The organism is Pengzhenrongella phosphoraccumulans, from assembly GCF_045689905.1.
Lineage (GTDB): Bacteria > Actinomycetota > Actinomycetes > Actinomycetales > Cellulomonadaceae > Pengzhenrongella > Pengzhenrongella phosphoraccumulans.
On record NZ_CP144210.1, the window covers coordinates 4,051,186 to 4,077,338 of the forward strand.

The following is a 26,153-nucleotide window of genomic DNA, read 5'->3' on the forward strand; positions in this document are numbered from 1 at the left end:
GCTAGAGCTCGGGCGCTGAGTCCTGCTGCACGGCCCAGCGGTACTCCGGCACGGTCGCGAGCAGCTCGGCGTGCGTCCCGCGGGCGAGGATCGTGACCGGGCGGCGCGCGCGTGGCGTCGCGGTCTCGTCGCTGAGGCCCTCGACGCCGGCGGCCGGGGTCCCGGTCGCACCGAGCAGGATCACCTCGTCCGCCTCGTCGAGCGCGGCCAGCCGGTGGGTGACCAGGACGACGCCCCGGCGCTCGTGACCCGCTGGGTCGTGCGCGGTGCGCAGCAGGTCGGCGACGAGCCGGTCGGCGGTGCCCGCGTCGAGGTGCTCGCCCGGCTCGTCGAGTAGGAGGAGCTGCGCGCGGCTCGCCAGCGCGCGCGCCAGGAGCAGGCGCCGGCGTTCGCCCCCGGAGATCGTGGTGGCGTCGGACCCGAGCACCGTGTCCAGGCCCTGCGGGAGGGCGGCGAGCCACGAGCCGAGCTCGACCCGGACCAGCAGCTCCGTGGCTTCGGCCGGGGTGACGTCGCCGCGGGCGACCCGCAGGTTCTCCAGGACGGTCGTGGCGAAGATGTGGGCATCCTCCGCCGTGAGCACGATCTGTCGGCTGACCCAGGGTCGGGGCGCCCCCCACACCGACCGGCCATCGAGGGTGACCTCCCCGGTCACCGGCGGCAGGAGCCCCGCGAGCGTGAGCAGCAGCGTGGTCTTGCCGAGTCCGCTCGCCCCGACGACGGCGATCGCCCGCCCCGGGCGGACGTCCAGATCGAGGTCGTGCGCCACGACCGGGCCGCCAGGCCACCCGACGGACAGCCCGTGGGCCCCCAGTCGGGCTGCCTCGCCGTCGACGTCGTCCGCCGGGAGGTCGGCCGCGTCGTCGGGCACGGCGTGATCGGGCACTTCGCCGTCGGGCGCCGAGTCCGTGGCCGCGGCCTGGGCGCCGTCGAGCAGCGCCAGGATCCGCAGCGCGGCGCCGCCGGACCGCACGAGCTGCGTGGCGGCCGGACCGAGCAGCGCGGTGCCCTCGAACGCCGCGAGCGGGGTCAGGACGATCACCGCGAGCTCGACGGGCTGCATCGTCCCGGCGAGCATCGCCGGGACGCCGAGCACGATCGCACCGAGCACGGCGATCCCCATCGCGAGCGTGTCGATCCCGGCGGCCAGCGCCGCGGGGCGCGCCCCGGCGTCCTTGGCTCGCGCGAGCCTGATCTCCGTCGTGCGCAGCTCGTCGAGCATCGGGTGGACGCGGCCGGAGACCGTCAGCTCGCCGGCGCCGTCGACCATGGTCATCGCGGTCGCGCTGATCTCGCTCCGGGCCAGGATCTGGGCGTGCTCGGACAGGCGGGTCGACCGGATGGTCAGGGCGGGGCCGACGACGCCCGCCGTCAGGAGGCAGGCGGCCAGCACGAGGCCTGCCCCGAGGTTGAGCCAGCCGACGAGCAGCGCGGAGCCGGCACCGACGAGCGTCGCGACCGCGGCCGGGACCAGGGCACGGACCACGACGTCCCCGACGGAGTCGACGTCCGCCCCGGTGCGGGCCAGCAGATCGCCCCGGCGCAGCGTCGCGACCGTGTCGGTCCGCGCGTCGGCGAGCGTCGTATAGACGCTCTCGCGCAGCGCGGCCATCCCCTCGAGCGCCACCTGGTGGGAGGCGAGGCGTTCGAGGTAGCGGAGCACGGCGCGAGACGTGCCGAACAGGCGGACCGCGACGGCCGCGACGGCCAGCTGGCCGAAGTCGGGCATCTGCGAGGCGCGCGCGATCATCCAGGCCGCCGTCGCCGTCAGCGCCACCGCGCTCGCGAGCCCCGCGCTGCCCGCGACGACGGCCCAGAACAGGCGACGGCGGTCGATCTGGAGCAGGCTCAGGGCGCGCCGCAGGGCGGACCGTTCTGCCGGCGGGAACAGGCCCTCGGCGAGCGGATCGACGTCGGGCAGCACGTCGGCCGGGCGGAGCGTGGCGGCGGTCATCGGGTCGGCTCCGGGTCGGGGGAAGCCGCGACGAGACCGTCCACGGTGGGTGTCGGGGTCGCTGCGTCGCCCGGTGCGATCCCGTCGTCGTCGGCCTGGTCGACGGCCCGCGCACGCACGGTCACGACGTCGTCGGCCCGGGCGATCAGGGCCTCGCGGTGCGCGATCACGAGGACGGTCCGGCCCTGTTCCCGGAGGCGGTCGACCGCGGTGAGCACGTGCGCCTCCGCCCGCGCGTCGAGGTGCGCCGTGGGCTCGTCCAGGACCACGAGCTGGTGCGTCCCGAGCAGCGCGCGGGTCAGGGCGAGGCGCTGGCGCTGACCGAGGGACAGCCCGACGCCGCCCTGGCCGAGCCGGGCGTCCCAACCGCCCGGCAGCTGGGCGAGCACCTCGTCGAACCCGGTGTCGCGCGCGGCCGCGCGGGCGCGTTCGTCGACGACGCTCGCGTCGTCGCCCAGGACGTTGGCGCGCACGGTGCCCGGGACTAGCACGGGGCGTTGCGGCACCCACGCGACCTGGGCCCACCAGGACGCCGGGTCGACGTCCGCCAGGTCGCGATCGGGAGCCGAGCCGGCCGACGGAGTGTCGCGGGGTACGAGCCGGACGGTGCCGTCGTCCGGGGCCAGCAGGCCGAGCACGACGCTGGCGGCCGTCGACTTGCCGGCACCCGACGGGCCGACGAGCGCGACCACCCGCCCGGGCCGGAGCCGGGCGTCCAGGCGCCAGGGGGCCCAGACCCCGCGGCCGGGGGCCGCCACGCACAGCGCGTCGAGCACGATGTCGGTGCGGCGCAGGTCGGGGGCCGGGAGCGTCCCGCGCTGGGGGACCGGGTGCTCGATCACGGTGAAGCTCTGCGCGGCGGCGGCGATGCCGTCGGCGGAGGCGTGGAACTGCGCGCCGACCTCGCGGATCGGCCGGTAGACCTCGGGCGCGAGCATGAGCACCGCAAGGCCGGTGACGAGATCCATCTGGCCGTAGACCAGGCGTGTCCCGATGCCCACCGCGACGAGCGCGACGGCGATCGAGGAGAGGAACTCCAGCACGGCACCGGAGAGGAAGGCGATCCGCAGGGTGGCCATGGTGGTCTGCGTGTACGCCCGCCCGAGCTCCCCGACGCGACGGCCGGGGCCCCGCTCGCGACCGAGCGCCTTGAGCGTCCCCAGCCCCGCGAGCAGGTCCATCAGCTGGGCGCCGAGCCGCTGCATCGTGGCCAGCCGCTCCGCCGCGAACTTCTGGGTCAGGACCCCGATGAGCCACATGAACACGGGGATGAGCGGGAGGGTCAGCGCGATGGTGATCGCCGCGACGAGGTCGAGCCCGAAGACGACGGCGAGGGTCGCCGGGGTGACGGTTGCCGCGAGCAGCAGCTGCGGGAGGTAGCGCACGAAGTACGGCTCGAGGTCGTCGAGACCGCGCGTGACCAGCGTGACGACGGCTGGTCCCTGCTCGGTGGCGAGCCAGCGCGGGCCGAGGTCGACGGCACGGGTGAGCACCTGCTCACGGAGCTCGGCGATCACGTGGGTCGCCGACCGGTGCGCGCTCGACTCCTGCAGGATCAGGATCACGGTGCGCAGGGCGATCACGCCGACCAGGGCCGGCAGGAGCGTCGCCACGTGGTGCCAGCCAGCCGTCCCGTCGATCACGGGGGCGATCGCGTGCGCGATCACCAACGCCTGCGCCACCACCAGCGCCGCGGTGACGGCGCCGGTGGTGGCGGTGATCAGGATGTACCGACGCGCTGCGCGCGCGTGGCGCAGGAGTCGGGGGTCCAGGGGCTTCACGAAATGAGGAGCCTAGCGGTCGACGTTCTCGAACGTGCGCTCCTGGAAGGGGTGCAACCCGGTCGCGGAGCCGATCTGAGCGCCGGTGAGCCGGGCCCGGAAGACCCAGAGCGTCCAGCCCTGGTAGGCCAGCACGATCGGCACCATGACCAGCGCGACCACGCTCATGACCTTCAGGGTGGCCTCCGACGACGACGCCTGCGCGATCGTGAGGTCCCAGGCCGAGTTGAGCGAGGAGGGCATGACGTTCGGGTACATGATCGAGAAGATCAGGGCGACGGCCCCAGCGATCGCGATCGCGTTCAGCGTGAACGCCCAACCCTCGCGGCGGGCCCGGGTCGCGAGCACGACGCCCACGAGGGACAGTGCGGCCACGACGAGCGGGACCCACGAGAAGAGGTTCGACGAGAACGCGAGCTGCGCCCACACGGCCCAGACGGCCGCGATGAGCAGTGAGGCGATCGAGAGCTTCTCGGCGAGCTTTCCGGCCCGCACCCGGATGTCGCCGTCCGTCTTCAGGGCGAGGAACACCGCACCGTGGGTGAGGAACAGGGCCGCGGTCGTCACGCCACCGAGCAGGGTGAACGGCGTGATGAGCGAGAAGAACCCGCCGGTGAGCTGGTGGTTGCCGTCGATGATCTCGATCTGCATGCCCTGCACGAGGTTCGCGAACGCGACCCCCCACAGGACCGACGGGATCCAGGCGCCGAACGTGTGCGCCCAGTCCCAGCGGTTGCGCCAGATCGGGTCGTCGATCTTCTGTCGCCACTCGAACGCGCAGATGCGCACTATGAGGGCCACGAGGATGAGCAGCAGCGCGAGGTAGAAGCCCGAGAACATCGTGGCGTACCACTCGGGGAAGGCCGCGAACGTGGCGCCACCGGCGGTGAGCAGCCACACCTCGTTGCCGTCCCAGATCGGGCCGACCGTGCGCAGCATGACGCGCCGCTCGTTCTCGTTGCGGGCGAACGGCTTGAGGAGCATGCCGATGCCGAAGTCGAACCCTTCGAGGACGAGGTAGCCCGTCCAGAGCACGGCGAGGAGGAGGAACCAGAGGAGGGAGAGATCCATGATGTGCGTCTCCAGCGGGTTTCGAGCGGCGGTCAGTAGGCGAACGAGAGGACGGGCTCAGGCTGCCCTGATTGATCCGCAGACTCGGGAGTCTCCGGCTCGATGCCTTCGCGGACGTACCGACGCACCAGGTAGAACCAGACCACCCCGAGTGCGGCGTACAGCAGTGTGAAGATGACCACCGAGATCAGCACGGACCAGGCGGGGACCACGGTCGAGACGCCCTGCTGCGTGAGCAGGTAGACGTTGTCGACCGGGTTGGCCGGGTTCGGGGCGACCACCCACGGCTGGCGACCCACCTCGGTGAAGATCCAGCCGAACGACGCGGCGATGAACGGCATGGGGAGCGCGATCAGGCACAGCCGGGAGAACCAGGTCTTGTCGGTGATGCGACCCTTGCGCAGCATCCACAGCCCGGCGAGCGCGAGCGCGGCCGAGAAGGCGCCGAGCCCGATCATGAGCCGGAAGCTCCAGTACGTCACCACCAGGTTCGGCGTGTACGTCTGGTCCGGTCCGAACTTGTCGCCGTACAGCGCCTCGGCGTCCGCCTGGACGTCGGTGACGCCGGGCAGGTAGCTCTCCGGGCCGGAGAAGCTCCCGGTGCCGAGGAACGAGGCCGCGCCGGGGATCGACAGGATGTGGTTGACGCCGTCGCAGCTGTTGGACAGGTCACCGATGGTCAGCAGGGAGAAGGCGGCGCCCTCCGTGCCGACGCACAGGGCCTCCGCGCTGGACATCTTGCCCGGCTGCTGCTGGTACATGAGCTTGCCCTGCGTGTCGCCCGTGGCGATGACGGCGATCCCGGCGATGACCATCGCGACGAGGCCGATGTACGCGGCCGGACGCCAGGTCGTGCGGGCCTCCGCGTCGCGGCCGGCCTTCACGGAGCGGACGATCCACCAGCCGGAGACCCCGGCGACGAACGTCCCGGCGACGAGCCACGCCGTGGCGACCGTGTGCGGGAAGGCGGCGAGGAGGGTGTTGTTGGTGAGGACCTTGAAGATGCCGCTCACGCCGTCGAGCTCGGCGCGGCCGGTCTCGGCGTTGTAGACGGCCCCGACCGGGTGCTGCATCCACGAGTTGGCGGCGAGGATGAAGTACGCCGAGGCGGTGGTGCCGAACGCGACCAGCCAGATGCACGCGAGGTGCAGCTTCTTCGGCAGGCGGTCCCAGCCGAAGATCCACAGGCCGAGGAAGGTCGACTCGAGGAAGAAGGCGACCAGTGCCTCGACCGCGAGGGGAGCGCCGAAGATGTCACCGACGAACCGCGAGTACTCGGACCAGTTCATGCCGAACTGGAACTCCTGCACGATCCCGGTCGCGACGCCGAGCGCGAAGTTGATCAGCAGGAGCTTGCCGAAGAACTTGGTCAGCTTGAGCCACTTCTCGTTGCTCGTGCGCACCCACGCGGTGTGCATGATCGCGACGAGCGGGGCGAGCCCGATCGTCAGCGGGACTAGTACGAAGTGATAGACGGTAGTGATGCCGAACTGCCACCGGGCCAGGTCTAGTGCGTCCACTGATTCGTCCTTCGAGGCGTAGGCATGAGCCTTCTTGACCGTGATGTGCGGGTCGCGGCGAGATGCTGGGCCACGGTCGAGCCGTCGGGGCTGACCCCCGCACGGGCGGTGCATACCCGGTTGAATCGGGGGTACCGCTTGACCGAAATCTAGCAGCGAGCGACCGCACCGGATGGGACTTTCGGCCGTGTTCCTGGACACAGCCTGGGAACGTTTTGCCACGTCACGGGCTACGGCCAGGTCAGTTGAGCCTTACCTACCTCGGCTGAACGGGATGAAGCGCGGTGTCCGTGCGGCGTAAACGGCGTACCCCTCGAACCTCTCGGCGAGGCGTGCTTCTTCCCAACGAGCCTTGCGCGTCAGGAGCACCGCGAGGAGTCCGAGCACGAGCAGGCGGAAGAGGCTTCCGGACGCGGCCGTGATGGCGCTCATCAGGAGCAGCAGGCCGGTGTAGATCGGGTGCCGGACGAACCGGTACAGGCCGCCCGTGCGCAGTTCAGCGTGGGTGTTGGGCAGCGGCGCCGCCGTGAGACCGCGTCCGAGGGCTGTCGCACCGAGCACCATGATGGCCGCGCCGAGCACGACGGCGACCAGGCAGGTCACCGCCAGCGCGCGCGGCAGCGGCCAGTCGTGCCGTCCCGGCAGGACCACGATCACCGCGATCAGCGCGAACTGCGCAGCAACGAGGAGCCGGGCGGTCCGCACGTCGTGGCGGGCCGCGGCGACGTCGTCTCGCGGTCGCTCCGGGTCGTCGGACGGTCTCATCGGGGGTGTCCCTCGCTGCTTGGCATGCGCGGTGCGTCAGCCATCCAGCCTAGGACCGAGCCGGCCGGTCCGGACCCCTCATGCCGCCCCGACCGGGACTAAGGTCGCGGCGAGGCGTCCACGGGGGGCCACGAGAGGGCAGGGTCCGGTGCGCGCTCGATCCACAGCGCCCGGCGTGGACAGGCGCGGACGGCGCGCTGGGCCGACGACTCCTCGCCGCGGCTGAGGTCGCGCTCGACGAGGATCGGAAAGCCCCAGCGGTCGAGCTCGACCGCGGTCGAGGCCAGGTGGGCGCAGACCCCGACGCCGTCGCAGGCGGCCGGATCGATGCGCAACCGCGCTGCGGGCGCTGCGGTGCGATCGCCACGGCGGATCATGCGGTCACCGCCGGCATCGGCATGGTGGCCCGTTGTGACCCCGGGCACGCCCGGCCGTGCGCGTGCTCGTTGAAGTCGTGCTCGAAGACCGCCAGCGCGGACGCGATCAGTCGGGTGGCACCGTCGGGGTGGTGGCACGCGCCACGGCCCGCCACGGCGCGCAGGTCGTCGAGGAGCCGCGCCTGCTCGCCTCGGGGGGCGACTCCGCGCGCCAGCAGGCCGAGGCTCTGGGCGAGGGCGGGCAGGCCGAACAGGCACGGTCCGCACTGCCGGGCGCTCATGGCCGCGAGGTAGCCGGCGATCGCCGCGGTCTCGGCGACGCCGCACGCGCCGTGGGGGAGCGGAGCGATGATCCCGGACCCTGCGCTCAGGCCCGCGGAACGCAGCGTGGTCTCGTCGAACGTCAGGCGCTCGACGTCGAGCCACGGCGCCCACATGCCGCCGTACCCGCCGAGCAGCACGGCCTGCGGTGGACCGCGGTGCAGCCAGCCGGTCTGGCCGAGGACCTCGGTCGTGGGGGTGCCCCGATCCACCTCGATGACCTGGCGGTCGACCGGTGTGAGCACCGTGAGCAGCGTGGACCGCACCGGCGGCAGGCCGCGAGCGATGAGGGCGACCCGGGCGAGGGTCTCGACGTTGTGCACGAGGGTATGGGGACCGCCGTCGGCGTCGGCGACGCGTCGGATGCGGGGCAGCGCGGGACCACCGTTCAGCGCCCGCCCGATCGCGCTCGACTCGCCCGCGAGGTAGTGGCCGGGACCGCTCACGATCTCGAGCCAGGGCTCGGGATACCGCGCCGTGCGCCGTTCGGTCAGGGCCGTCTGCATCGCGTAGAGCGTCCCGGTGTCGTCGCCGTGCAGCCAGAGCACCGCGCGGCGGGCCCCGAGCGCCTCGGCGGTGAGCGCGAGCCCGTCGAGCACGAGGTGTGGTCGCTGACGCAGCAGGGTGGCGTCCTTGGCGCTGAGCGGTTCGCTCTCAGCACCGTTCGCGGCGACCGTCAGCGCGCCGCCCTGCGCGAGCGCGGCGCGCCACTTCGCGGACGTGGGGACGTGGGCACCGCCGTGGCCAGTCAACCCGGCGCGCTCGAGTGCCTCGATCAGCGCGACGCTTCCCGCCGGGCGCTGACCGAGCCGGTCGGTGTGCGCGGCCAGGTGCTCGGTCGCGGCGGGTACCCAGGGCTCGGCCGGTCCGCTGCGCGCCAGTCGGACGCCGTGCAGCAGCAGGGCCGAGCGCTGGTCGGTTCGGCGGGCATCCGCCGTGCGGGTCGGCGCCGTCTGCGTCGGGAGGTCGAAGGTCATCGCGGGACTCCGGTGGGTCGCGGGGCGCGGGCGGTGCGGTCGGTCGACGTCGTCTCGATGGAGCGTGCGAGCTCGGACACCCGGTCGGCAGGCGTTCGTGCGCCGTAGCGGGTCACGGCCAGCCCGAGGATCGCGATGCCGCTCGTGACGTAGTACCAGCGCAGTGCCGGGGTGTCGGTGCCCGCCAGGACGCTGTGCCCCCAGACGAGGACCAGCAGCACGGCGGCGACCTTGTGCACCGGCCACCAGATCCGGGCGGCGATGCTCCCCGCCAGCCGCGCGGTCAGGCCGGTGAACAGCCCTGCCCACAGGGCGATCACCCCGAGCGTGACGGGCACGGGCCGGTAGGTCGAGGCCATCGGCAGGATCACGCCGCGCCAGCCCACCTGGGCCCACGGGTCCGTGGCGAGCACGACGACGTGCAGGGCTGTGAACGCGAGCGTGAAGGTGGCGAGCGAGACGTGCAGTCCGAGCCGGGTCGCGGCCGACGGCGTCCGCAGGCGTCGGGACCAGGGATGGGACAGCACGAGGCCGGTCGCCACGAGGGCGAGCAGCAGCACGTACGAGCTGATCCCGCTGGCCCGGGCGAGCACCCACGGAATCTTGGTGGTCCCGCGCAGCGTCTCGAGGATGATCCAGCCGGCGAGGCCCGCCGAGGCGGCGCTCGCGAGGATCGCGACCGCGAGGCCGAGGACCGCGAGCGGAGTGGATCGTCGATCAGAGGCGAGCGGTGCAGATCGTCGATCAGACATGGGTGCTCCTCCAGATCACGAGCGGGTCCATGGCGGCCGAGGTGCCGACGGCGCCGTCGGTGCCGACCCACGCGGCCGCCAGACCGAGGCGCTCGGCCCGCTCCCGGATACCGGCCGCGCCGGCGAGGAACAAGGTCTTGCTCCACACCTCGGACCAGGCGGCGTCCTGGGCCGCGACCGTGACCGCGGCGAGCCCCTCGCCGCCGGGTAGTCCCGTCCGCGGGTCGATCAGGTGGTGCACCGGCGTGCCGGCCGCGAGCCAGTGGCGCAGCCGGACCGACGAGGTCGCGCACCCGGTGTTGACGAGCTCGAGCACGAGGAGGGGCTCGGTGCCACCGGCGGGGTCCTCCACGCCGACGCGCCAGCCGCCGCCCTCCGGCCCGATGCCGCCGAACGCGCCGTCCCCGCCGGCGTTGACGAGGTACCCCGCCCCCGCTCCGGCGAGCTCGACCGCGGCCCAGCGCACAGCCAGCCCCTTCCCGATCCCCCGAGGTCGACCCGGCGCCCCGCCAGGTTGATGCGGCACCGATCCCCCCGGGCGATGACCTGCGGGCGCCAGGGTGCGGCGTCCGTCGACGCGTCGTCCTGGCCGCGCGGCACGGGAAGGTCCGGCTCGCGGGGCGCGGCGATCGCACGCAAGTCGTCCGCGTCGCGCACGACGTCGCCGTCCGCGAAGGGCAGCGAGCGGTCGTACCCCCACGCCACGAGGGTGTCGTGGATGCGCGGGTCGAACAGGCCGCCGGTCTCGACGTGCGCGCGGGATGCCTCCTGGATCGCGACGGCGAGCGTGGGCGGGACCTCGTGCCACCACTGCGGCTGGGTGTTGGCCAGCGACAGGGCACTGGTCGGGTCGAACCGTGAGCACGTGCGCTCCACCTCGCGGAAGATCTCCTCAGCGCGGTCGAGGCACGACTGGGCATGCCGACCCGGCTGCTCGACCCGCAGGGTGATCTGGCTGGCCATCGCGCGAAAAGACCGGACTGCCGGTGCGGAACCTCGGGTCGCCAGGCTCGGCATCGGGTCGGTGGTGGTCACTTCGAGGCGCCCGTGGTCGCTGCGACCGGAGGTGCCGGGGCCGGGGCGGGTGCAGCCGCGGGTGCGGGTGCGGGTGCGGGGGCAGCGGCGGCTGCCGGAGCCGAGCCGCTCGACGTGGCGGCCGGGGCCGACTTCGCGGCGGTCGAACTCTTTGTCGCCGTGCGGGCTCCGGTTTTGGTGCCGGATCCCGCGGCCGCGGCCGCTGCGGCGGCCTCCGCCTGGACGCGGGCTGCCTCGGCGGCGCGGGCGTCCAGCACCGCCTGGAGCTCGGCGATGTGCGCCTGGGTCGTGGCCACCTGGGTCGTGAGGTCGACGATGTGCTGGTCGCTCAGCACCTGGGCGGCGACGGCCTGCGCGGCGATCTGCTGGGAGGCGGCCGACGCGGCCGCGGCCGCAGCGGTCTGGGCCGCGAGCGGGTCGTTCGACCCCGCCCAGGCCACGCTCGCACCGAAGATCCCGGCTGCGGCCGGGATCAGGGCCAGGGCGGCGGCGCGCCGGCGGAACGTGCGGGGGTCAGTCATCGTCGCCTCCGTGGGTGGGTTCCGGAGCATCCTCGTGCTCGGCGGGCGGCGCAGTGGTCGGCGCTGCCGACGCTGCGGCGGTCGTCGGGGCCGGCGCGGGGGCGGGGGCATCGTCGCTCTCCCCGGTCTGGACGGCCGGTGCACTGCTCGTGCTGCGGGATGGCGTGCTTCGTGCCGCGGGTGCTGCCGCGACGGGTGCCGGCGCGGCCGGGACCTCGCTCGCTGCGACCGCGGCCTCGAGCGGCCCGACCTGGGCGAGCAGGTCACCCACGGACTTCTCGAGTGCCGCCGCCCGCGGGTCGACAGGTGCCTCGACGGTCGCGCTGGGCGACGGGGCGGCCGGTGCGGGGGCGGTGACGCCGCTGGCCACGGCGACTCCCGCGCCGGTCAGCAGCGCTGCCGCCGCGATCGCGATGGATGATCGGTGCTTCCCAGTCAGCATGGTGGCTCCTCGGTCGTTGTACCGACGTCATCTGTGCCGTCGCCACGACCTTGGACCCGTCCACGTGAGGGTGACGGCAAGCCTCTGATAAGGCTTGGTTAAGGAGTTCCGCGGTGCTGCTCCAACCGGGTGACGGGTCGTGATCTGCCAGCCGACCGGAATCGCGGGAGCGTCGGTCGTCAGCTCGCGGTCCCGTCGGGGCCGGTCGACGGGAGCTCGAGCACGACCCGTGCCCCGCCGGTGGCGCTCGCGGCGAGCACGAGGCGGCCGTTCGCGTTCTCGGCCGTGCGCCGGGCCACGTCGAGCCCCAGCCCGGTGGAGCCTGCGCCGCTGAGGCCGCGGTCCGCCGCGTCCGCGCGGGCGAATCCCGGTCCGCCGTCCTCGACGACGACCTCGACCGCTCCGGGCACGGGCCGGACGGCGAGCTCGAACGGGGTGCGGTCCGGGGTGTGGCTGAACACGTTGTCGACGAGCACGTCGAGCGCGGCCCCGAGTGCGTCCGCGCTCGTGGCGACGTACAAGGCGTCGTCGGGCACCTCGACGCGGAGCTCGCGGCCCTGGTCGGCCGCCAGCACGGCCCAGAACCGGGCGCGCTCGCGGACCACGGTGGCGGCGTCGCACCGGCTCTCGGGGCGTCGTGGCGAGGGTGCCGGGCGGTCCACACGATCGCGTCCACCGCCCGCACGAGCTCGTCGACGTGCCCGGTCATCCGCTCCCGCTCCTGCGCCTCGCTGAGGAGGTCGACGTCGAGCCGCAGCGCGGTGATGGGGGTCCGCAGCCGGTGCGACAGGTCGGCCACCAGCTCGCGTTCGACGGCGAGCAGGCCGGCGACTCGCGCGCCGAGGCCGTTCAGCACGCGCCCGACCGACGCGACCTCCGGTGGACCCGAGGGCTCCACCCGGGCGGTGAGCTCGCCGGCTCCCAGGCGTTCCGCCACGTCGGAGAGATTGCGGACGGAACGCGCCAGTCGACGCGCGATCCGGTCCCCGGCCAGCACGGTGCCTCCGAGCAGCACCGCGCCGACCGTCGCCAGGATGAGCCAGGACTGCCTGACCCCGGCGGTGAGCTCGGAGTCGGGGATGAACGTGCGCACGACCGCCAGACCCGCTGTGCTCCCGACGGGGAGGAGCACCTCGACCCCGCCGTCGGTCTTGGCCGTGAGGGCGAGGCCCGTCGCCGCGACCTCGGCGGCGGTCGACCGCGTGGCCGGCTCGCCCACGCTCGTGGCGTCGGGAAGGAACACGGTGGTGCGCCGCTGCGCGTCGTTGACGGACAGGAGGGTTGCCTCTAGGCGGGCGTTGTCAGCGGCCGCCCCGCCGGTGAACACCGCGACGCTCTGGGCGTCCCGCATCCCGGCGTCGAGCGCGCGCTCCTGCGCGAGAGAACGGGCCAGGATCCCCAGCGGGACGAGGAACGCGACCAGCACCACGGAGGTCATCGCCAGGCCGTACAGGACGAGGAGGCGCCTCATGGCGGCGGGGCGAGCTTGACGCCCACCCCCCGCACGCGGTGCAGGTACACCGGGGCGTCGGCGCTCTCGCCGAGCTTGCGGCGCAGCCAGTGCAGGTGCACGTCCACGGTCTTGTCGGCGCCCCCGTAGGGCTGGTTCCACACCTTCGCGAGCAGCTCGCGCTTGCCGATGACCTCGCCGGCGCGCTCGGCGAGATAGTGCAGGAGGTCGAACTCCTTGGGGCTGAGGTCGAGCGTGGCCCCGGCGAGCTGGACCGATCGCGCGCGCGCGTCGATCACCAGCTCGCCGACCGTCACCGGTCCGGGGGCCCGCTCGGGATCGGTGCGGCGCAGCACCGCGCGGATGCGTGCGTCGAGCTGGTCCGCGGCGAACGGTTTGACGAGGTAGTCGTCGGCACCCGCGTCGAGCAGCGCGACGATGCCGGCGCCGTCGTCGCGCGCGCTCAGGACGATCACCGGGACATCGCTGACAGCACGGATCATGGCGAGGAGCGAGGCGCCGTCCAGATCGGGCAGGCCCAGGTCGAGCAGGACGACGTCGGGGCGGTGCGCCACGAGGCTCTGCAGCCCGTCCATCGCCGTCGGAGCGGTCATCGTGGAGTGCTCGCGCGCCGAGAGCGCGCGCACCAGTGCTGTGCGAATCGTCGCATCGTCCTCGACGATCAAGACATCGGCCACATCACGGACCGTAAGCCATCGCGGTGGATTTCGGGGGCATCGCACCTGTTCGGCACGGGTGAGGCTGCGGAACTTGTCGTGGCCTTAACCCTGGCTTCACTCAGTTCTGCGGGAAGATGCACGCATGATCCTCGATCCGATGGGCGCCCCGACCTGCACCGGGCAACGGCGATGAGTCGCCGGACGCCCGTCAGCGCAGCGCTTGCGGCGCGCCCGACCGTCGTGCTCGCCTGGGCGGCGGCGGCAGTCCTCGCGGGTTCGGTCGTGTGGTGGGCGGTCGCCGCGATCGGCAGCGAGCAGGGCACGACCCCGACGGTCTATACGCAGGCGCAGGTCGCCCGCCTCGCGGATCAGCCCCGCCCGCCGGGCGCGACCCCGACGTCATCGGCCACGACGAGCCCCGCAGCCAGCCCGAGCGGGACGCCGACGCTGGTCCAGGACCCCACGGCCGCCCCGACGAGCGAGCCGACGGCGTCCAGCTCGCCGACCCCGACCCCGGCACCCGTCCGCCCGACGACGGCGCCGCCCGTGGCAGTGCCGCCGCCTCCCGCACCGGCTCCCGCTGCCGTCGCGCGCACGTGGAACGTGACCGGGGGACAGGTTTCCGCGGAGTGCACGGGGACGCAGATCGTGCTGCTCTCGGCGACACCCCAGAACGGCTGGTCGCTCGAGGTCAAGCACTCCGGGCCGCAGGAGATCGAGGTGAAGTTCCGCCAGGGCGAGGAGGAGACGTCGGTGCACGCGGTGTGCGCGGCCGGCGTCCCGGAGATGGCGACCGAGGAGGGGCACGACTGAGGTCGCGCACCGCCACGCAGCCGTCGGGCTCCGCACGGCCCACGCACGAGACGAGGCCGGGCCCGGGAGATGATCCCGGGCCCGGCCTCGTGCCGTGCGTTGAGTGCTGGTGGAGCGAGGTCAGCCCTCGTCGCCACCGGAGGCCGGCGTGTTCGCCATGTCCTCGGACCAGACGGCGGTGGCGCCGGAGTGCCCCACGCGGATGGCCTGCACGGTCGTGCCGGTCGTGGCGATGACGGCGCCGGCGATGAGGGCGATGGCGACCCACTTCGGGGAGCGGGGCTCGGCGCCCTTGCGCTCGTTCCAGGTCCACCACGTCAGCAGGGCCGCGACGACGAGCATCCCGATGACCCAGGGCAGCAGGCCCTCGGCGAGGCCGGAGTGGGTCTCGATCAGGCTGGACTCCCCGACCCGGGTCTCGAGCTTCTCGCCCGACTCGCTCGAGATCGGAACCAGGACGACGGCGGCCAGCGCGAGCACCAGAGGCAGGACGCCTGCCCACCGGCGGAACCGGGGCCACAGTGCGGCGACGAGCAGGACCAGCGCGGCGGTCGGAACGATGACCTCGGTCGCGTGGACGACCAGGGGGTGCAGGGGCAAGCCTGCAATCGTGTCGAACATGAGTCTCCTTGACGGGGTGTTCCCGCGTGGGTCATCGGGTGACGACCGCGTGGCAGCGGGTTCGGGGGAATGCTGACAAGTGGTGGGAAACGGACCACAGGTGCAGGGCAGATGGTACTGCGGGTCTCGGTCAGATCCCGCTGACGCCCAGCAGGCGGCCGACGGCGTAGGTGATGATCATGGCCGCCGCGCCGCCTAGGACGATCCGCGACACGGCCCGCAGGTGTCCGGCTCCGCCGAGCGCGGCGCTCGCGCTCCCGGTGCCGGCGAGCGCGACCAGGACCGCGGCGAACGTCACCGGGATCCGGACGGCATCGGGAGCGAGCCAGATCGCGAGGATCGGCAGGATCGCGCCGAGGGTGAAGGCTATTCCCGACGAGATGGCCGCGTGGGTGGGGTTGGTGAGGTCGTCCGGGTCGAGGCCGAGCTGGGCGTCGATGTGCGCCGCGTACACGTCGTGCTCGGTGAGCTCGACGGCGACGGTGTGGGCGGTTGCCGCCGACATCCCCTTGGCCCGGTAGATCTCGGCGAGCTGCTCGAGCTCGGCCTCGGGGTCCTCCTCGAGCTTGCGGCGCTCGCGCTCGATCAGCGAGCGCTCCGCGTCCCGCTGGCTCGACACCGAGACGTACTCGCCCAGCGCCATGGACACGGCCCCGGCGACGAGACCGGCGAGCCCCGCGGTCAGGATCGGCCCGATCGCCGTCGTCGCCCCGGCGACGCCGACGACGAGTCCGGCCGTGGAGATGATGCCGTCATTCGCGCCGAGCACGCCGGCGCGGAGCCAGTTGAGCCGGGCTGCGTGGCTGGTGCCACCCTCGCTGTTCTTCTCTGCGGGGGTGGGCGTGCTCTTCGGGGCGCGCGATTCGACGTCTGTCACGTCGATGACCGTAGGTTCAAATCGGCTCGCGCGCCACGAAGGAAAGGCTCCACTGGTCGGATTCTGGGCGCAGTCGGGTCAAGCAGGGACAGATCAGGTCAAGCAGGTCGGCCCGCGGGGGTCAGCTCGGGGAGCTCGTCGTTCGTCGCGAGCTTGTCGGCGGGGACGAGGCCGGCGTCGACCGTCGCCGCGGTGTCGAGCTCGGCGAGCCGCCCCGGGGCGAAACCGAAGAACCAGGTGGCGACGAACCCGACGAGGTACGCGACGAGCAGGCCGCAGGCATAGCCGAGTGCGGCGACGCCCTTGCCGTGGCTGCCGTCGAGCAGCGGGAACAAGGACAGGTCACTCGCTCCGATCGCCACCGCGCCGATCGTGTACCCGAGCTGGTCGAACGTGCCGATGACCGCCCCGCCGAACGCGCCGCCGATGCACGCGGTGATGAACGGGCGACCGAGGGGAAGGGTCACACCGTAGATGAGCGGCTCGCCCACGCCGAGGAACCCGGCCGGGAGTGCGGACTTGATCGTCTTGCGGATGCTCGGGTTGCGCCGGAGCCGGTAGTAGACCGCGATGGCAGCGCCGATCTGACCGGCGCCCGCCATGGCCAGGACGGGCAGCAGGATCGTGTAGCCGTCCTGCTCGATCAGCGTGGTGTGGATCGGGATGAGCGCCTGGTGCATGCCGGTCATGACCACGGGAAGGAAGAGCCCGCCGAGCACGAACCCGGCGACGCCGCCCGCGGTGCCGAGCAGCCAGGCCGCGCCCTGACCGATGAGGACCGAGAGCCAGCCCGCGGCCGTCATGAGGAAGAAGAGCGTCGCAAAGCCTGCGACCAGCACCGTGATCGTCGGCACGATGAGCAGCGCCAGGACGTCCGGGGCCCAGCTGCGGGCCCAGCGTTCGACGTAGGCGGCCAGGATCGCCGCCGCCATCGCCCCGAGCACGCCGCCCTGCCCGGGCACGTGCACCTGGCCGAGGGCGGTGATGCTGGCGACGCCGGGGGCGACGACCATCGCCCCGACCACGCCGCCGAGGATCGGGGTCCCGCCGAACTCCTTGGCCGAGTTCATCCCGACGAAGACCGCGAGGAGCGCGAAGAAGCCCGACGCCATCACCCCGAGGTAGGGGGTCACGTTCGCGAGCCACGGAGCCGAGCCCGACGTGACGAAGTTGGTGAGGATCCCGTTGATGCCGGCGATGAGGCCGCAGGCGATCAGGGCGGGGATCAGGGGGACGAAGATGTTCGAGATGCGCCGCAGGCCGTTCTTCACGGGCGTGTTGTTGCGCGCCTTGTTCGCCGCCCGGCGCGCGGCGCCGACTGCCGCGAGCCGATCGGCGGACGTCGCGGCCGGGTCGGGCACTGCCGTGAGCGCGACCTGCAGCTCCTGGGCGACCTTGTCGACGAAGCCGGGGCCGAGGACGATCTGGTAGCTGTCGCCCGGCAGGACGGCGAGCACATGATCGGTGCCGCGCAGGGCGGCGTCGTCGACCCGGTGGGGGTCGCGCACACCGACCCGCAGCCGGGTCATGCAGTTCTCGACGTCGACGACGTTGTCGACGCCGCCCAGCCGCGCGAGCAGCTGCGCTGCGATCTGTCGTGAATCAGCCATGGGAGGGTCCTTCTCGGCTCTGAGGGGGATGTCGCTTCGGTGAGGTGACGTGGCAGATCAGCGCATGCGGGGCGTGGCGGCCCCGGCGGTGGCGGGTGACTCGATCGCGCCTCGGACACGTCCGCCGGAGCGGTCGAGCCGGACGGTCGCTTCGGCGAGGTCGCACTCGGCCAGCAGCATCACGACGGCGGTCTTGGCGTGCCCACCGGCGCGCTCGAGCGTGGCCGCGGCGCGCTCGGGTTCGGCGCCGGTCGCGGCGATCACGATGCGACGGGCACGGTCGACGAGCTTCGCGTTGGTCGGCCGGACGTCGACCATGAGGTTCCCGAACGCCTTGCCGGTCTGGATCATGCTCGCGGTGGAGAGCATGTTGCAGATCAGCTTCTGGGCCGAGCCGGCTTTGAGTCGGGTCGAGCCGGTGAGTACCTCCGGCCCGGTGTTCACCTCGATCGCGATGTCGGCGTGGCGGCTGATCTCGGCGTCGAGGTTGCATGCGATGGACACCGTGGCGGCCCCGATCGAGCGCGCGTGGTCCAGGCCGCCGACGACGTACGGGGTGCGGCCGCTCGCGGCCAGAGCGACGACGACGTCCTTCGCGGTCGCCTCGACGCCGCGCAGATCGGCCACGGCACGGGCGGGGTCGTCCTCTGCGCCCTCGACCGCCTGGAGGAAGGCGCCGGGACCGCCGGCGATGAGCCCGAGGACCTCGCCGGGTTCGGTGCCGAAGGTCGGCGGGCACTCGACGGCGTCGAGCACGCCGAGCCGGCCGCTCGTGCCGGCGCCGAGATAGATCAGACGACCGCCGTGGGTGCGGGCCGCGATGATGGCCTCGACCGCGCGGGCGATCTCGGGGATCGCCGCGGCGACGGCGTCCGGCACCGTGCTGTCCTCACGGTTCATCGCCCAGAGCAGCTCGGTGACCGACATGAGGTCAAGGTCGCGGGTGCGGTTGTTGGCGGTCTCGGTGGCCAGGGCGGCGAGCATCATGGGGTCCTCGATCGTGGTGCGGTCTGGCGGCCCGCGTGCGGTGCCAGGGCGTCGTAGGTCCGTTCGAGTGCGTCGTGCGCAGCTGGCAGGGACTTCGCGACGCCGATGAAGAGTCCGTCGACCACGAGCAGCTGGCCGGTCCGGCTGGCCATCGCGGCCGACCGGAAGCCGAACTCGCGGCCTGCGGTGACCAGGACGTGCTCCGCCTGGCGAGCCAGCGCAGACCGGGTCGCCCCGGTGATGGCGGCGGTGGTGGCCCCCACCTGGCGCGCGAGCGTCAGCGGCTTGACCGTCCCGTCGTTCTCGCCGGAGTGCGAGATACCGATGGCCAGGTCGCCCGGGCCGAGCAGGCACGCGCTCACCATGGCGGCGTCGTGCTCGGTGTGCGCGCGGCAGTCCAGAGCGATGCGGCTCAGCTTCTGCATCAGGTCCTGGGCGACGAGCCCGGAGGCGCCGATGCCGTAGACGTCGATCCGCCGCGCGGTCCGGATGGCGGCGATCACCCGGTCGAGGGTGGCCGGGTCGACGAGCTCCGCGGTCGCCCGGATCTGCTCGGACTCGAATGCGGCGAGCTTGGCGAGCACGACCGCTGCCGGGTCCGTCTCGGTGATGTCGGCGCCGAGCGGGACGCCGTCGTCGCGCCGGAGCGAGCCGCTGTGGGCGGCCAGGGCGAGCCGGAGCTGCGGGTACCCCGCGAACCCGAGGCTGCGGGCCGCGCGCACGACTGTCGCCGCGCTGGTGGCCGCGCGGTCCGCGAGCTGGGTCACCGTGAGTGCCGCCACACCTGCGGGGTCGGCCTCGACGATCAGGGCGACCCGGGTCTCCGCCGGAGTCAGCCCGGGCAGGACCGCCCGGATGCGGGCGGCGAGGTCGGCGGGCTTCGGGGGAGCGGGAGAGTGGCGTGCGGTCACGGCGACTCGATTCACAGCAGAAGGTTTTCATTGACACTACCCCGCGATGTGAACAATTTTCACCGCTCGACCGTGTGGCGCGGCGCGGCACGCGGGAGGCCGGGACGCGGAGGGCGTCGTGACCGGCTGAGCTCGCGGTTGACGCGACGGTAGAATGCGCGCTCAGTAGACCGGCACGATTCGCTGGAACCCCATCACGCCAAGGAGATCTGTTGCGGCACGGCACCACGAGCGGTGCCCGGCAGGAGGGTGGCGTCAGCCAGGAGGCGGCGAGGCGGCGTTCGTTCGCGGTCATCAGCCACCCGGATGCCGGGAAGTCCACCCTGACCGAGGCACTCGCGCTGCACGCCCACGCCATCACCGAGGCGGGCCACATCAACGGCAAGAGCGGTCGGCGGCACACCGTCTCCGACTGGATGGAGATGGAGCAGGCCCGCGGGATCTCGATCACCTCGGCGTCGCTGCAGTTCGACTACCGCGACACGGTGATCAACCTGCTCGACACCCCCGGTCACGCGGACTTCTCCGAGGACACCTACCGCGTGCTCTCGGCGGTGGACGCGGCCGTGATGCTCATCGATGCCGCGAAGGGCCTCGAGGCGCAGACGATGAAGCTCTTCGCCGTGTGCAAGCACCGGGGCATCCCGCTGATCACGGTGATCAACAAGTGGGACCGGCCCGGGTTGGACGCCTTGGCGCTGATGGACGAGATCACCGAGCGCACCGGGTTGAACCCGACGCCGCTCGACTGGCCCGTCGGCGTCGCGGGGGACTTCCGCGGCGTCCTGGACCGGCGCACCGGCAACTACGTGCGCTTCACGCCGTCCGCGGGCGGCGCCCATGTCGCGCCCGAGGAGATCCTCGATCCCCAGGCCGCTGCGGCGCGGGAGGGTGACGTCTGGGCCACCGCCGTCGAGGAGAGCGAGCTGCTCTCCGCCTCGGGGTCGGACCACGACACCGAGGCCTTCCTGGCCGGCATCTCTACCCCCGTGATGTTCGCGTCCGCGGTGCGCAACTTCGGGGTGCACGCCCTGCTCGACCTGCTGGTCGACCTCGCGCCGTCACCCACCCCGCGCCTGTCGGTCGACGGTGTGCCTCGCGCCGTGGACGCTCCGTTCAGCGCGTTCGTGTTCAAGATGCAGGCGGGGATGGACACGTCCCACCGCGACCGGCTCGCATTCATCCGGGTGTGCTCGGGGATGTTCGAGCGCGGGATGGTCGTCACGTCGGCGCGAACCGGACGGCCGTTCGCGACCAAGTACGCCCAGCAGGCGTTCGGTCGGGAGCGGACGGTCATCGACACCGCCTACCCCGGGGACGTCGTCGGGCTGGTGAACGGCTCGGACCTGCGGGTGGGTGACACTCTGTACTTCGACAAACCGGTCGAGTACCCGCCGCTGCCGACGTTCGCCCCCGAGCACTTCGCCGTCGTGCGCGCCAAGGATGCCGGCAAGTACAAGCAGTTCCGCCGCGGGGTCGCCCAGCTCGAGGCCGAGGGTGTGGTTCAGGTGCTGCGCTCGGACCTGCGCGGCGACCAGGCCCCCGTGCTGGCCGCCGTCGGGCCCATGCAGTTCGAGGTCGCGGAGCACCGCATGGCGATGGAGTTCAACTCCCCGGTGCGCCTCGAGCGGCTCGACTACTCCGTCGCGATGCGCACGACGCGCGAGTGGATCAAGGCCCTCGACGCCGAGCGGGGGGTCGAGGTCCTCCAACGCGCCGACGGCGAGCTGCTCGCGCTGTTCCCGAACACCTGGCGGATCGCCTCGGTGCGCCGCAACCACCCGGGTGCGGTGCTCGAACCGCCGGTGGCCGCCTGAGCTCGGTCAGGGAGCACCCCGGGGGGACCGGGTCGTAGAGTGAGCCACGGTGCGCCGGGAAGTCTGGTCGGCAGCGTTTGACCTGACCCCACATGCTTGGAGCCCTGCCCATGACTCTTGCGTCGCAGCCCCCCGTGTCCCGCCGTGGTTTCCGCCTGTTCGATCGTGGCTCGTGGCCCGAGGCCAGCCGGATCGCGGACATCCTGCGCAAGGAGACCATCGGCGGCGCCCTGCTCCTGCTGGGCGCCGTGGCGGCGTTGATCTGGGCGAACTCGCCGTGGGCGAGCGGGTACGAGGCCCTGCGCGCGATGACGTTCGGGCCCGCGGCCCTGCACCTCGACCTCTCCCTGGCGACCTGGGCCGCTGACGGTCTGCTCGCGATCTTCTTCTTCGTCGCGGGGCTGGAGCTCAAACGGGAGTTCGTCGCCGGCGATCTCAGCGATCCCCGCCGGGCCGCGGTGCCGATCGCCGCGGCCGTCGGTGGGGTGATCGTGCCCGCGGTCATCTACACGGTGGTCAACTCCACCGCCACGGCGGGCGCGACGCAAGGCTGGGCGATCCCGGTGGCGACAGACATCGCGTTCGCCCTCGCCGTCCTCGCGGTGATCGGGCGGCACCTGCCTTCGGCGCTACGCACGTTCTTGCTCACGCTCGCCGTGGTCGACGACCTGCTCGCCATCACCATCATCGCGATCTTCTTCACCGCCGACCTGCAGGTCGTTCCCCTCCTGCTGGCGATGATCCCGCTCGGGGCCTTCGCCGCCCTGGTGCAGCGCCGGGTGCGATCGTGGTGGTTGCTGCTGCCCCTCGCCTTCGCGGTCTGGGCGCTCGTGCACGCCTCGGGGGTGCACGCCACCGTCGCCGGCGTCCTGCTGGGCTTCGTCGTGCCGGTCCTGCGCAGCAAGCGGGCGGGCGGGCCGGAGGCGGGGCCGGGCCTCGCCGAGCACTTCGAGCACCGGTTCCGGCCGCTGTCCGCGGGCGTAGCCGTGCCGATCTTCGCGTTCCTGTCCGCCGGGGTCGCCCTCGGTGGCGCCAGCGGCCTGGTCACCGCCCTGACGGATCCGGTCGCCGTCGGCATCGTCGTCGGACTGGTGCTCGGCAAGCCGGTGGGCATCCTGACAGCCACCTGGCTGGTGGCCCGCTTCACGCGCGCGGACCTCGACGAGGGCCTGGCCTGGGTCGACGTCGTGGGGTTGGCGATCCTTGCGGGGATCGGTTTTACCGTCTCGTTGCTGATCGGTGAGCTCGCCTTCGGGGTCGGGAGCGAACGCGATGCCCACGTCAAGGTGGCCGTGCTGGCCGGATCTCTCACGGCGGCCCTGCTCGCGACCGTCGTGCTGCGCGTGCGCAACCGGGCATACCGGCGGATAGCTGAGACCGAATCGGCCGATCTCGACCTCGACGGCGTTCCGGACGTCTACGAGCCGCCGGCCGAGCCGGGCGTCGGCGGGTCGTGAACCACCTGAGCAGGCACATCTGCGGACGGGCGACCCTTGTGCACGGCCCCCACAGGTGTCACTCTTAAACCTTGCACATCGGTAAACAAACCAGGTCATAGTTCCCCAAATGTGTGCAAAATCCCACCCGAGACAAGCCCCGGAACCGGGCTGCTCGGACAAGCCCGAGGAGAGTCATGGACTGGCGCCACCGCGCGGCTTGCCTGGACGAAGACCCCGAACTCTTCTTCCCGATCGGCAACACCGGACCGGCTCTCCACCAGATCGAGCAGGCCAAGGCCGTCTGCCACCGGTGCCCCGTTCTCGAGACCTGCCTGAAATGGGCGCTCGAGTCCGGCCAGGACGCCGGGGTCTGGGGCGGGCTGTCCGAGGACGAGCGTCGCGCCCTGCGTCGGCGCACCGCGCGGCAGCGTCGGGCCAGCTGACCGGGCACCAGTCCCGCCGCGGGATCTGGCACGGGTCAGGTCACCCGGCGAGCGCCTCGAGGATCTGCGCGCCATACCGGTCGAGCTTCGCGACGCCGACGCCGCTGACCGTCCCGAGCTCGTCGAGCGTGGTCGGCACGCGGGTGGCGATCTCGCGCAGCGTCGCGTCGTGGAAGACGACGTAGGCGGGCACGCCCTGGTCCTTCGCGGTGGCCGCCCGCCAGGCGCGCAGGCGCTCGAAGACGCTCGTCGCCGCGGCGTCGAGGTCTACGGCCGGCGTGCCGGCGCGCTTGGTCGACCGGGCGGCGCGAGCCGCCTTGGCCGGTCGCGGCGCCTCGCGCCGCAACAGCACGGTGCGGGTTCCCCGGAGCACGCCGGAGCTGTCCTCCGTGAGTCGCAGCGTGCCGTACCCGTCGGCGTCGACGGCGAGCAGAGACTGTGCGAGCAGCTGGCGCACGACCCCGCGCCACTCCGTCTCCGACAGCTCGGTCCCGATGCCGAAGACGGTCAGCGCCTCGTGCCCGTGCTGGCTCACGCGGGGGGTGAGCTTGCCGAGCAGGATGTCGATCAGATGGCCCGCGCCGAAGTGCTGGCCGTGCTCGCGCTCGAGCCGGGTCACTGCTGAGAGCAGCTTCTGCGCCGGGACCGTACCGTCCCACGTCTGCGGGGGCACGAGGCAGGTGTCGCAGTTGCCGCACGGCTCGCTGGTCTGGCCGAAGTAGGCGAGGATCTGCACCCGCCGGCACTCGACCGTCTCGCAGAGCGCCAGCATGGCGTCGAGGTGGGCGCCCAGGCGGCGCCGGTGCGCAGCGTCCCCCTCCGAGGTGTCGATCATCCGACGCTGCTGCACGACATCCTGGAGCCCGTACGCCAGCCAGGCCGTCGACGGCAGACCGTCGCGCCCGGCGCGCCCGGTCTCCTGGTAGTAGCCCTCCACGGACTTGGGCAGGTCCAGGTGCGCGACGAAGCGGACGTCGGGCTTGTCGATGCCCATCCCGAACGCGATGGTCGCCACCATCACGAGACCGTCCTCGCGCAGGAAGCGGGCCTGGTTCGCCGCCCGCACGCGCGCGTCGAGACCGGCGTGGTACGGCAGGGCGGGGATCTGATGATCGACGAGGAACTGGGCCGTCTTCTCGACGGACGCGCGCGAGAGGCAGTAGACGATGCCCGCATCACCCGGGTGCTCGGTACGCAGCAGCTCGAGGAGCTGGGCCCGTGGGTTGTTCTTCGGGACGATCCGGTACTGGATGTTCGGACGGTCGAAACTGGCCACGAAGTGCCGCGCGTCGGTCAGCTGGAGCCGCTGGGCGATCTCGGCGTGCGTGGTGGCCGTGGCCGTCGCGGTGAGGGCGATCCGGGGGACCTCGGGCCAGCGCTCGTGGAGCACGGAGAGCTGCAGGTAGTCGGGCCGGAAGTCGTGGCCCCACTGCGACACGCAGTGGGCCTCGTCGATCGCGAACAGGGCAATCCGGCCGCGATCGAGCAGGTCCATCGTGCTCGGCACCCGCAGGCGCTCCGGCGCGAGGTAGAGGAGGTCGAGCTCGCCGGCCACGAAGGCGGTCTCGACCCGGCGACGCGCGGCCGGGTCCTGGGTCGAGTTGAGGAACCCGGCCCGCACGCCGAGCGCGGACAGCGCGTCGACCTGGTCCTGCATCAGGGCGATCAACGGAGAGATGACGACGCCGACGCCCGGACGCACGAGGGCGGGGATCTGGTAGCACAGCGACTTGCCCCCGCCGGTCGGCATCAGCACCAGTGCGTCGCCTCCCGCGACGACCGTGTCGATGATCTCGGATTGGTCGCCGCGGAACTCCCCGTAGCCGAACACGCGCCCGAGCACGTCGAGCGCGGTGGGCCGCGGGCCGTCGGCCGCGGTCGGCCCGGCGGTGACGCCCCGACGCGCTACCCGGGCGGCCGAACCGTCCGCGGGCGGCGTGCCCGGCAGGTCGTGGTCCTTCTCGAGGGGTGCCTCGTCGTACCAGGGGTCGTACGGCGGCTCGTCGTCGTACGCCTGCAGTCCCGGATTCACGTCCCTACCCTACGAGCGACCGGCGAGGGGTCGGGCCGGTCGTCCACCGAGGCCGCCGGGCGGGTCAGGACGCGTCGAGCGAGGCGAGCTCCGCCGTCGTCAGCGTGAGCCCCACCGCGGTGACCGAGTCGCGGATGCTCTCCGGCCGGGAGGCCCCGGGGATCGGGATCACGTGCGCGGACTGCGCCAGGTGCCACGCGAGGCACACCACCTGGGGGCTCACCCCGCGCGCCTCGGCGACCTGGCCGAACGCCGCGAACCGGCTGCCGAGGTTCGCGGCCGACCGGATCCCGCCGAGCGGGCTCCAGGGCAGGAACGCGATCCCGAGCCGGTCGCAGAGCTCGAGCTCGGGCGCGCTGGTGCGGAAGGCGGGGGAGAACTGGTTCTGCACCGACACGAGGCGCCCGCCGAGGATGTCCTGGGCGAGCAGGATCTGCTCCGGGTTCGCGTTGGAGATCCCCGCCAGACGGATCGTGCCCGCGTCGAGGAGCTCCCGGATCGCACCGACCGAGTCGGCGTACGGGACCGCCGGGTCCGGGCGGTGGAACTGATAGAGCCCGATCGCGTCCCCGCCCAGGCGACGGAGCGAGGCCTCGGCGGCGGCCTTGAGGTGCTCGGGTCGCCCGTCGACCGTCCACGTCCCGTCACCGGGGCGCAGGTGCCCACCCTTCGTCGCGACGAGCACATGCGACGTGTCGCCGCCCCACGAGGCGAGGCCGCGCGCGATCAGGGACTCGTTGTGGCCGACGTCGTCGGCGTGCAGGTGGTAGGAGTCGGCCGTGTCGAAGAGCGTCACGCCCACCTCGAGGGCGGCGTGGATGGTCGCGATCGACCGTTCCTCGTCCGGGCGTCCCTCGATGGACATGGGCATGCCGCCGAGGCCGATCGCGCTGACCTCGAGGTTACCGATGCGTCGCGTCTGCATGTCTGCTCCTTCTTCGGGTGGCCGGCTCGGGC

23 protein-coding genes and 2 pseudogenes are annotated in these 26,153 nt (G+C 72.7%); 4 read left to right on the forward strand and 21 right to left on the reverse strand.

The genetic code is table 11. The annotated features are described in order from the left end of the window. Nucleotide 1: 1 nt before the first annotated feature. From cydC to VTA80_RS18795, 14 genes and pseudogenes are all read right to left on the reverse strand, one after another. The gene (cydC, locus tag VTA80_RS18730) at nucleotides 2-1,954 is read right to left on the reverse strand and encodes a thiol reductant ABC exporter subunit CydC (RefSeq protein ID WP_407342586.1); all 1,953 of its coding nucleotides are present in this window, start codon (nucleotides 1,952-1,954) and stop codon (nucleotides 2-4) included. Next, a complete protein-coding gene (cydD, locus tag VTA80_RS18735; protein ID WP_407342587.1) occupies nucleotides 1,951-3,735 on the reverse strand; it encodes a thiol reductant ABC exporter subunit CydD in 1,785 nt (594 codons plus the stop codon). Before cydD ends, cydC begins: the two co-directional genes overlap by 4 nt. Before the next feature lie 12 nt (nucleotides 3,736-3,747). Further along, a complete protein-coding gene (gene cydB, locus VTA80_RS18740) occupies nucleotides 3,748-4,806 on the reverse strand; it encodes a cytochrome d ubiquinol oxidase subunit II (RefSeq protein WP_407342588.1) in 1,059 nt (352 codons plus the stop codon). A gap of 32 nt (nucleotides 4,807-4,838) precedes the next feature. Next, a complete protein-coding gene (locus VTA80_RS18745) occupies nucleotides 4,839-6,326 on the reverse strand; it encodes a cytochrome ubiquinol oxidase subunit I (protein ID WP_407342589.1) in 1,488 nt (495 codons plus the stop codon). Nucleotides 6,327-6,578: 252 nt separating this feature from the next. Continuing rightward, nucleotides 6,579-7,091, reverse strand: a complete 513-nt coding sequence (locus VTA80_RS18750) for a methyltransferase family protein (RefSeq protein ID WP_407342590.1) — start codon at nucleotides 7,089-7,091, stop codon at nucleotides 6,579-6,581. A gap of 98 nt (nucleotides 7,092-7,189) precedes the next feature. Next, nucleotides 7,190-7,468: a ferredoxin gene (locus VTA80_RS18755; protein WP_407342591.1), complete on the reverse strand. Its 279-nt coding sequence runs from the start codon at nucleotides 7,466-7,468 to the stop codon at nucleotides 7,190-7,192. Further along, nucleotides 7,465-8,766 carry an NADH-ubiquinone oxidoreductase-F iron-sulfur binding region domain-containing protein gene (locus VTA80_RS18760; RefSeq protein ID WP_407342592.1) on the reverse strand — a complete coding sequence of 434 codons (1,302 nt, stop codon included), beginning with the start codon at nucleotides 8,764-8,766 and terminating at the stop codon, nucleotides 7,465-7,467. The genes VTA80_RS18755 and VTA80_RS18760 overlap by 4 nt, the downstream gene beginning before the upstream one ends. Next, entirely contained in the window at nucleotides 8,763-9,518 is a 756-nt protein-coding gene (locus VTA80_RS18765) for a hypothetical protein (protein ID WP_407342593.1), read from the reverse strand. The genes VTA80_RS18760 and VTA80_RS18765 overlap by 4 nt, the downstream gene beginning before the upstream one ends. Next, nucleotides 9,511-10,535, reverse strand: a pseudogene (locus tag VTA80_RS18770) (FAD:protein FMN transferase). Before VTA80_RS18770 ends, VTA80_RS18765 begins: the two are co-directional and overlap by 8 nt. A gap of 14 nt (nucleotides 10,536-10,549) precedes the next feature. Continuing rightward, on the reverse strand, nucleotides 10,550-11,074 hold the full coding sequence (locus tag VTA80_RS18775) for a hypothetical protein (RefSeq protein WP_407342594.1): 525 nt from the start codon (nucleotides 11,072-11,074) through the stop codon (nucleotides 10,550-10,552). Then, nucleotides 11,067-11,516, reverse strand: a complete 450-nt coding sequence (locus tag VTA80_RS18780) for a hypothetical protein (protein WP_407342595.1) — start codon at nucleotides 11,514-11,516, stop codon at nucleotides 11,067-11,069. Before VTA80_RS18780 ends, VTA80_RS18775 begins: the two co-directional genes overlap by 8 nt. A gap of 179 nt (nucleotides 11,517-11,695) precedes the next feature. After that, entirely contained in the window at nucleotides 11,696-12,121 is a 426-nt protein-coding gene (locus VTA80_RS18785; protein ID WP_407342596.1) for a sensor histidine kinase, read from the reverse strand. Nucleotides 12,122-12,258: 137 nt separating this feature from the next. After that, nucleotides 12,259-12,987 (reverse strand): annotated as a pseudogene (locus VTA80_RS18790) (HAMP domain-containing protein); the annotation flags it as partial. After that, the gene (locus VTA80_RS18795) at nucleotides 12,984-13,664 is read right to left on the reverse strand and encodes a response regulator transcription factor (RefSeq protein ID WP_407342597.1); all 681 of its coding nucleotides are present in this window, start codon (nucleotides 13,662-13,664) and stop codon (nucleotides 12,984-12,986) included. The pseudogene VTA80_RS18790 and the gene VTA80_RS18795, both read right to left, overlap by 4 nt. Before the next feature lie 171 nt (nucleotides 13,665-13,835). On the opposite strand from VTA80_RS18795, the gene VTA80_RS18800 reads away from it, so the two are divergent. Beyond that, nucleotides 13,836-14,459, forward strand: coding sequence for a hypothetical protein (locus VTA80_RS18800; protein WP_407342598.1), 624 nt, complete (start codon nucleotides 13,836-13,838; stop codon nucleotides 14,457-14,459). A 120-nt stretch (nucleotides 14,460-14,579) separates the two neighbouring features. Here the strand turns inward: VTA80_RS18800 and VTA80_RS18805 are convergent, their stop codons facing one another. From VTA80_RS18805 to VTA80_RS18825, 5 genes are all read right to left on the reverse strand, one after another. Continuing rightward, nucleotides 14,580-15,080 (reverse strand): DUF2231 domain-containing protein, encoded by a 501-nt coding sequence (locus VTA80_RS18805; RefSeq protein ID WP_407342599.1) that lies wholly within the window; start codon nucleotides 15,078-15,080, stop codon nucleotides 14,580-14,582. Nucleotides 15,081-15,210: 130 nt separating this feature from the next. Beyond that, nucleotides 15,211-15,957, reverse strand: coding sequence for a VIT family protein (locus VTA80_RS18810; RefSeq protein WP_407342600.1), 747 nt, complete (start codon nucleotides 15,955-15,957; stop codon nucleotides 15,211-15,213). A gap of 98 nt (nucleotides 15,958-16,055) precedes the next feature. Continuing rightward, entirely contained in the window at nucleotides 16,056-17,567 is a 1,512-nt protein-coding gene (locus VTA80_RS18815; protein ID WP_407342601.1) for a PTS transporter subunit EIIC, read from the reverse strand. A 57-nt stretch (nucleotides 17,568-17,624) separates the two neighbouring features. Further along, the gene (gene murQ / locus VTA80_RS18820; protein ID WP_407342602.1) at nucleotides 17,625-18,551 is read right to left on the reverse strand and encodes an N-acetylmuramic acid 6-phosphate etherase; all 927 of its coding nucleotides are present in this window, start codon (nucleotides 18,549-18,551) and stop codon (nucleotides 17,625-17,627) included. After that, nucleotides 18,551-19,465: a MurR/RpiR family transcriptional regulator gene (locus tag VTA80_RS18825; RefSeq protein WP_407342603.1), complete on the reverse strand. Its 915-nt coding sequence runs from the start codon at nucleotides 19,463-19,465 to the stop codon at nucleotides 18,551-18,553. The genes murQ and VTA80_RS18825 overlap by 1 nt, the downstream gene beginning before the upstream one ends. 212 nt (nucleotides 19,466-19,677) lie before the next feature. Between VTA80_RS18825 and VTA80_RS18830 the strand changes: the two genes are divergently transcribed. The 3 genes from VTA80_RS18830 (at nucleotide 19,678) to VTA80_RS18840 (ending at nucleotide 23,164) form a co-directional block, all read left to right on the forward strand. After that, nucleotides 19,678-21,282 (forward strand): peptide chain release factor 3, encoded by a 1,605-nt coding sequence (locus VTA80_RS18830; RefSeq protein ID WP_407342604.1) that lies wholly within the window; start codon nucleotides 19,678-19,680, stop codon nucleotides 21,280-21,282. A gap of 110 nt (nucleotides 21,283-21,392) precedes the next feature. Next, nucleotides 21,393-22,739, forward strand: coding sequence for a Na+/H+ antiporter NhaA (gene nhaA, locus VTA80_RS18835; protein WP_407342605.1), 1,347 nt, complete (start codon nucleotides 21,393-21,395; stop codon nucleotides 22,737-22,739). 176 nt (nucleotides 22,740-22,915) lie between these two features. Beyond that, on the forward strand, nucleotides 22,916-23,164 hold the full coding sequence (locus tag VTA80_RS18840; RefSeq protein ID WP_407342606.1) for a WhiB family transcriptional regulator: 249 nt from the start codon (nucleotides 22,916-22,918) through the stop codon (nucleotides 23,162-23,164). A gap of 40 nt (nucleotides 23,165-23,204) precedes the next feature. On the opposite strand, the gene recQ is transcribed toward VTA80_RS18840, so the two are convergent. Both recQ and VTA80_RS18850 read right to left on the reverse strand, forming a co-directional pair. Beyond that, nucleotides 23,205-25,196, reverse strand: coding sequence for a DNA helicase RecQ (gene recQ, locus VTA80_RS18845; RefSeq protein ID WP_407342607.1), 1,992 nt, complete (start codon nucleotides 25,194-25,196; stop codon nucleotides 23,205-23,207). Nucleotides 25,197-25,260: 64 nt separating this feature from the next. Continuing rightward, nucleotides 25,261-26,121 carry an aldo/keto reductase gene (locus VTA80_RS18850; RefSeq protein WP_407342608.1) on the reverse strand — a complete coding sequence of 287 codons (861 nt, stop codon included), beginning with the start codon at nucleotides 26,119-26,121 and terminating at the stop codon, nucleotides 25,261-25,263. Nucleotides 26,122-26,153: the final 32 nt, after the last annotated feature.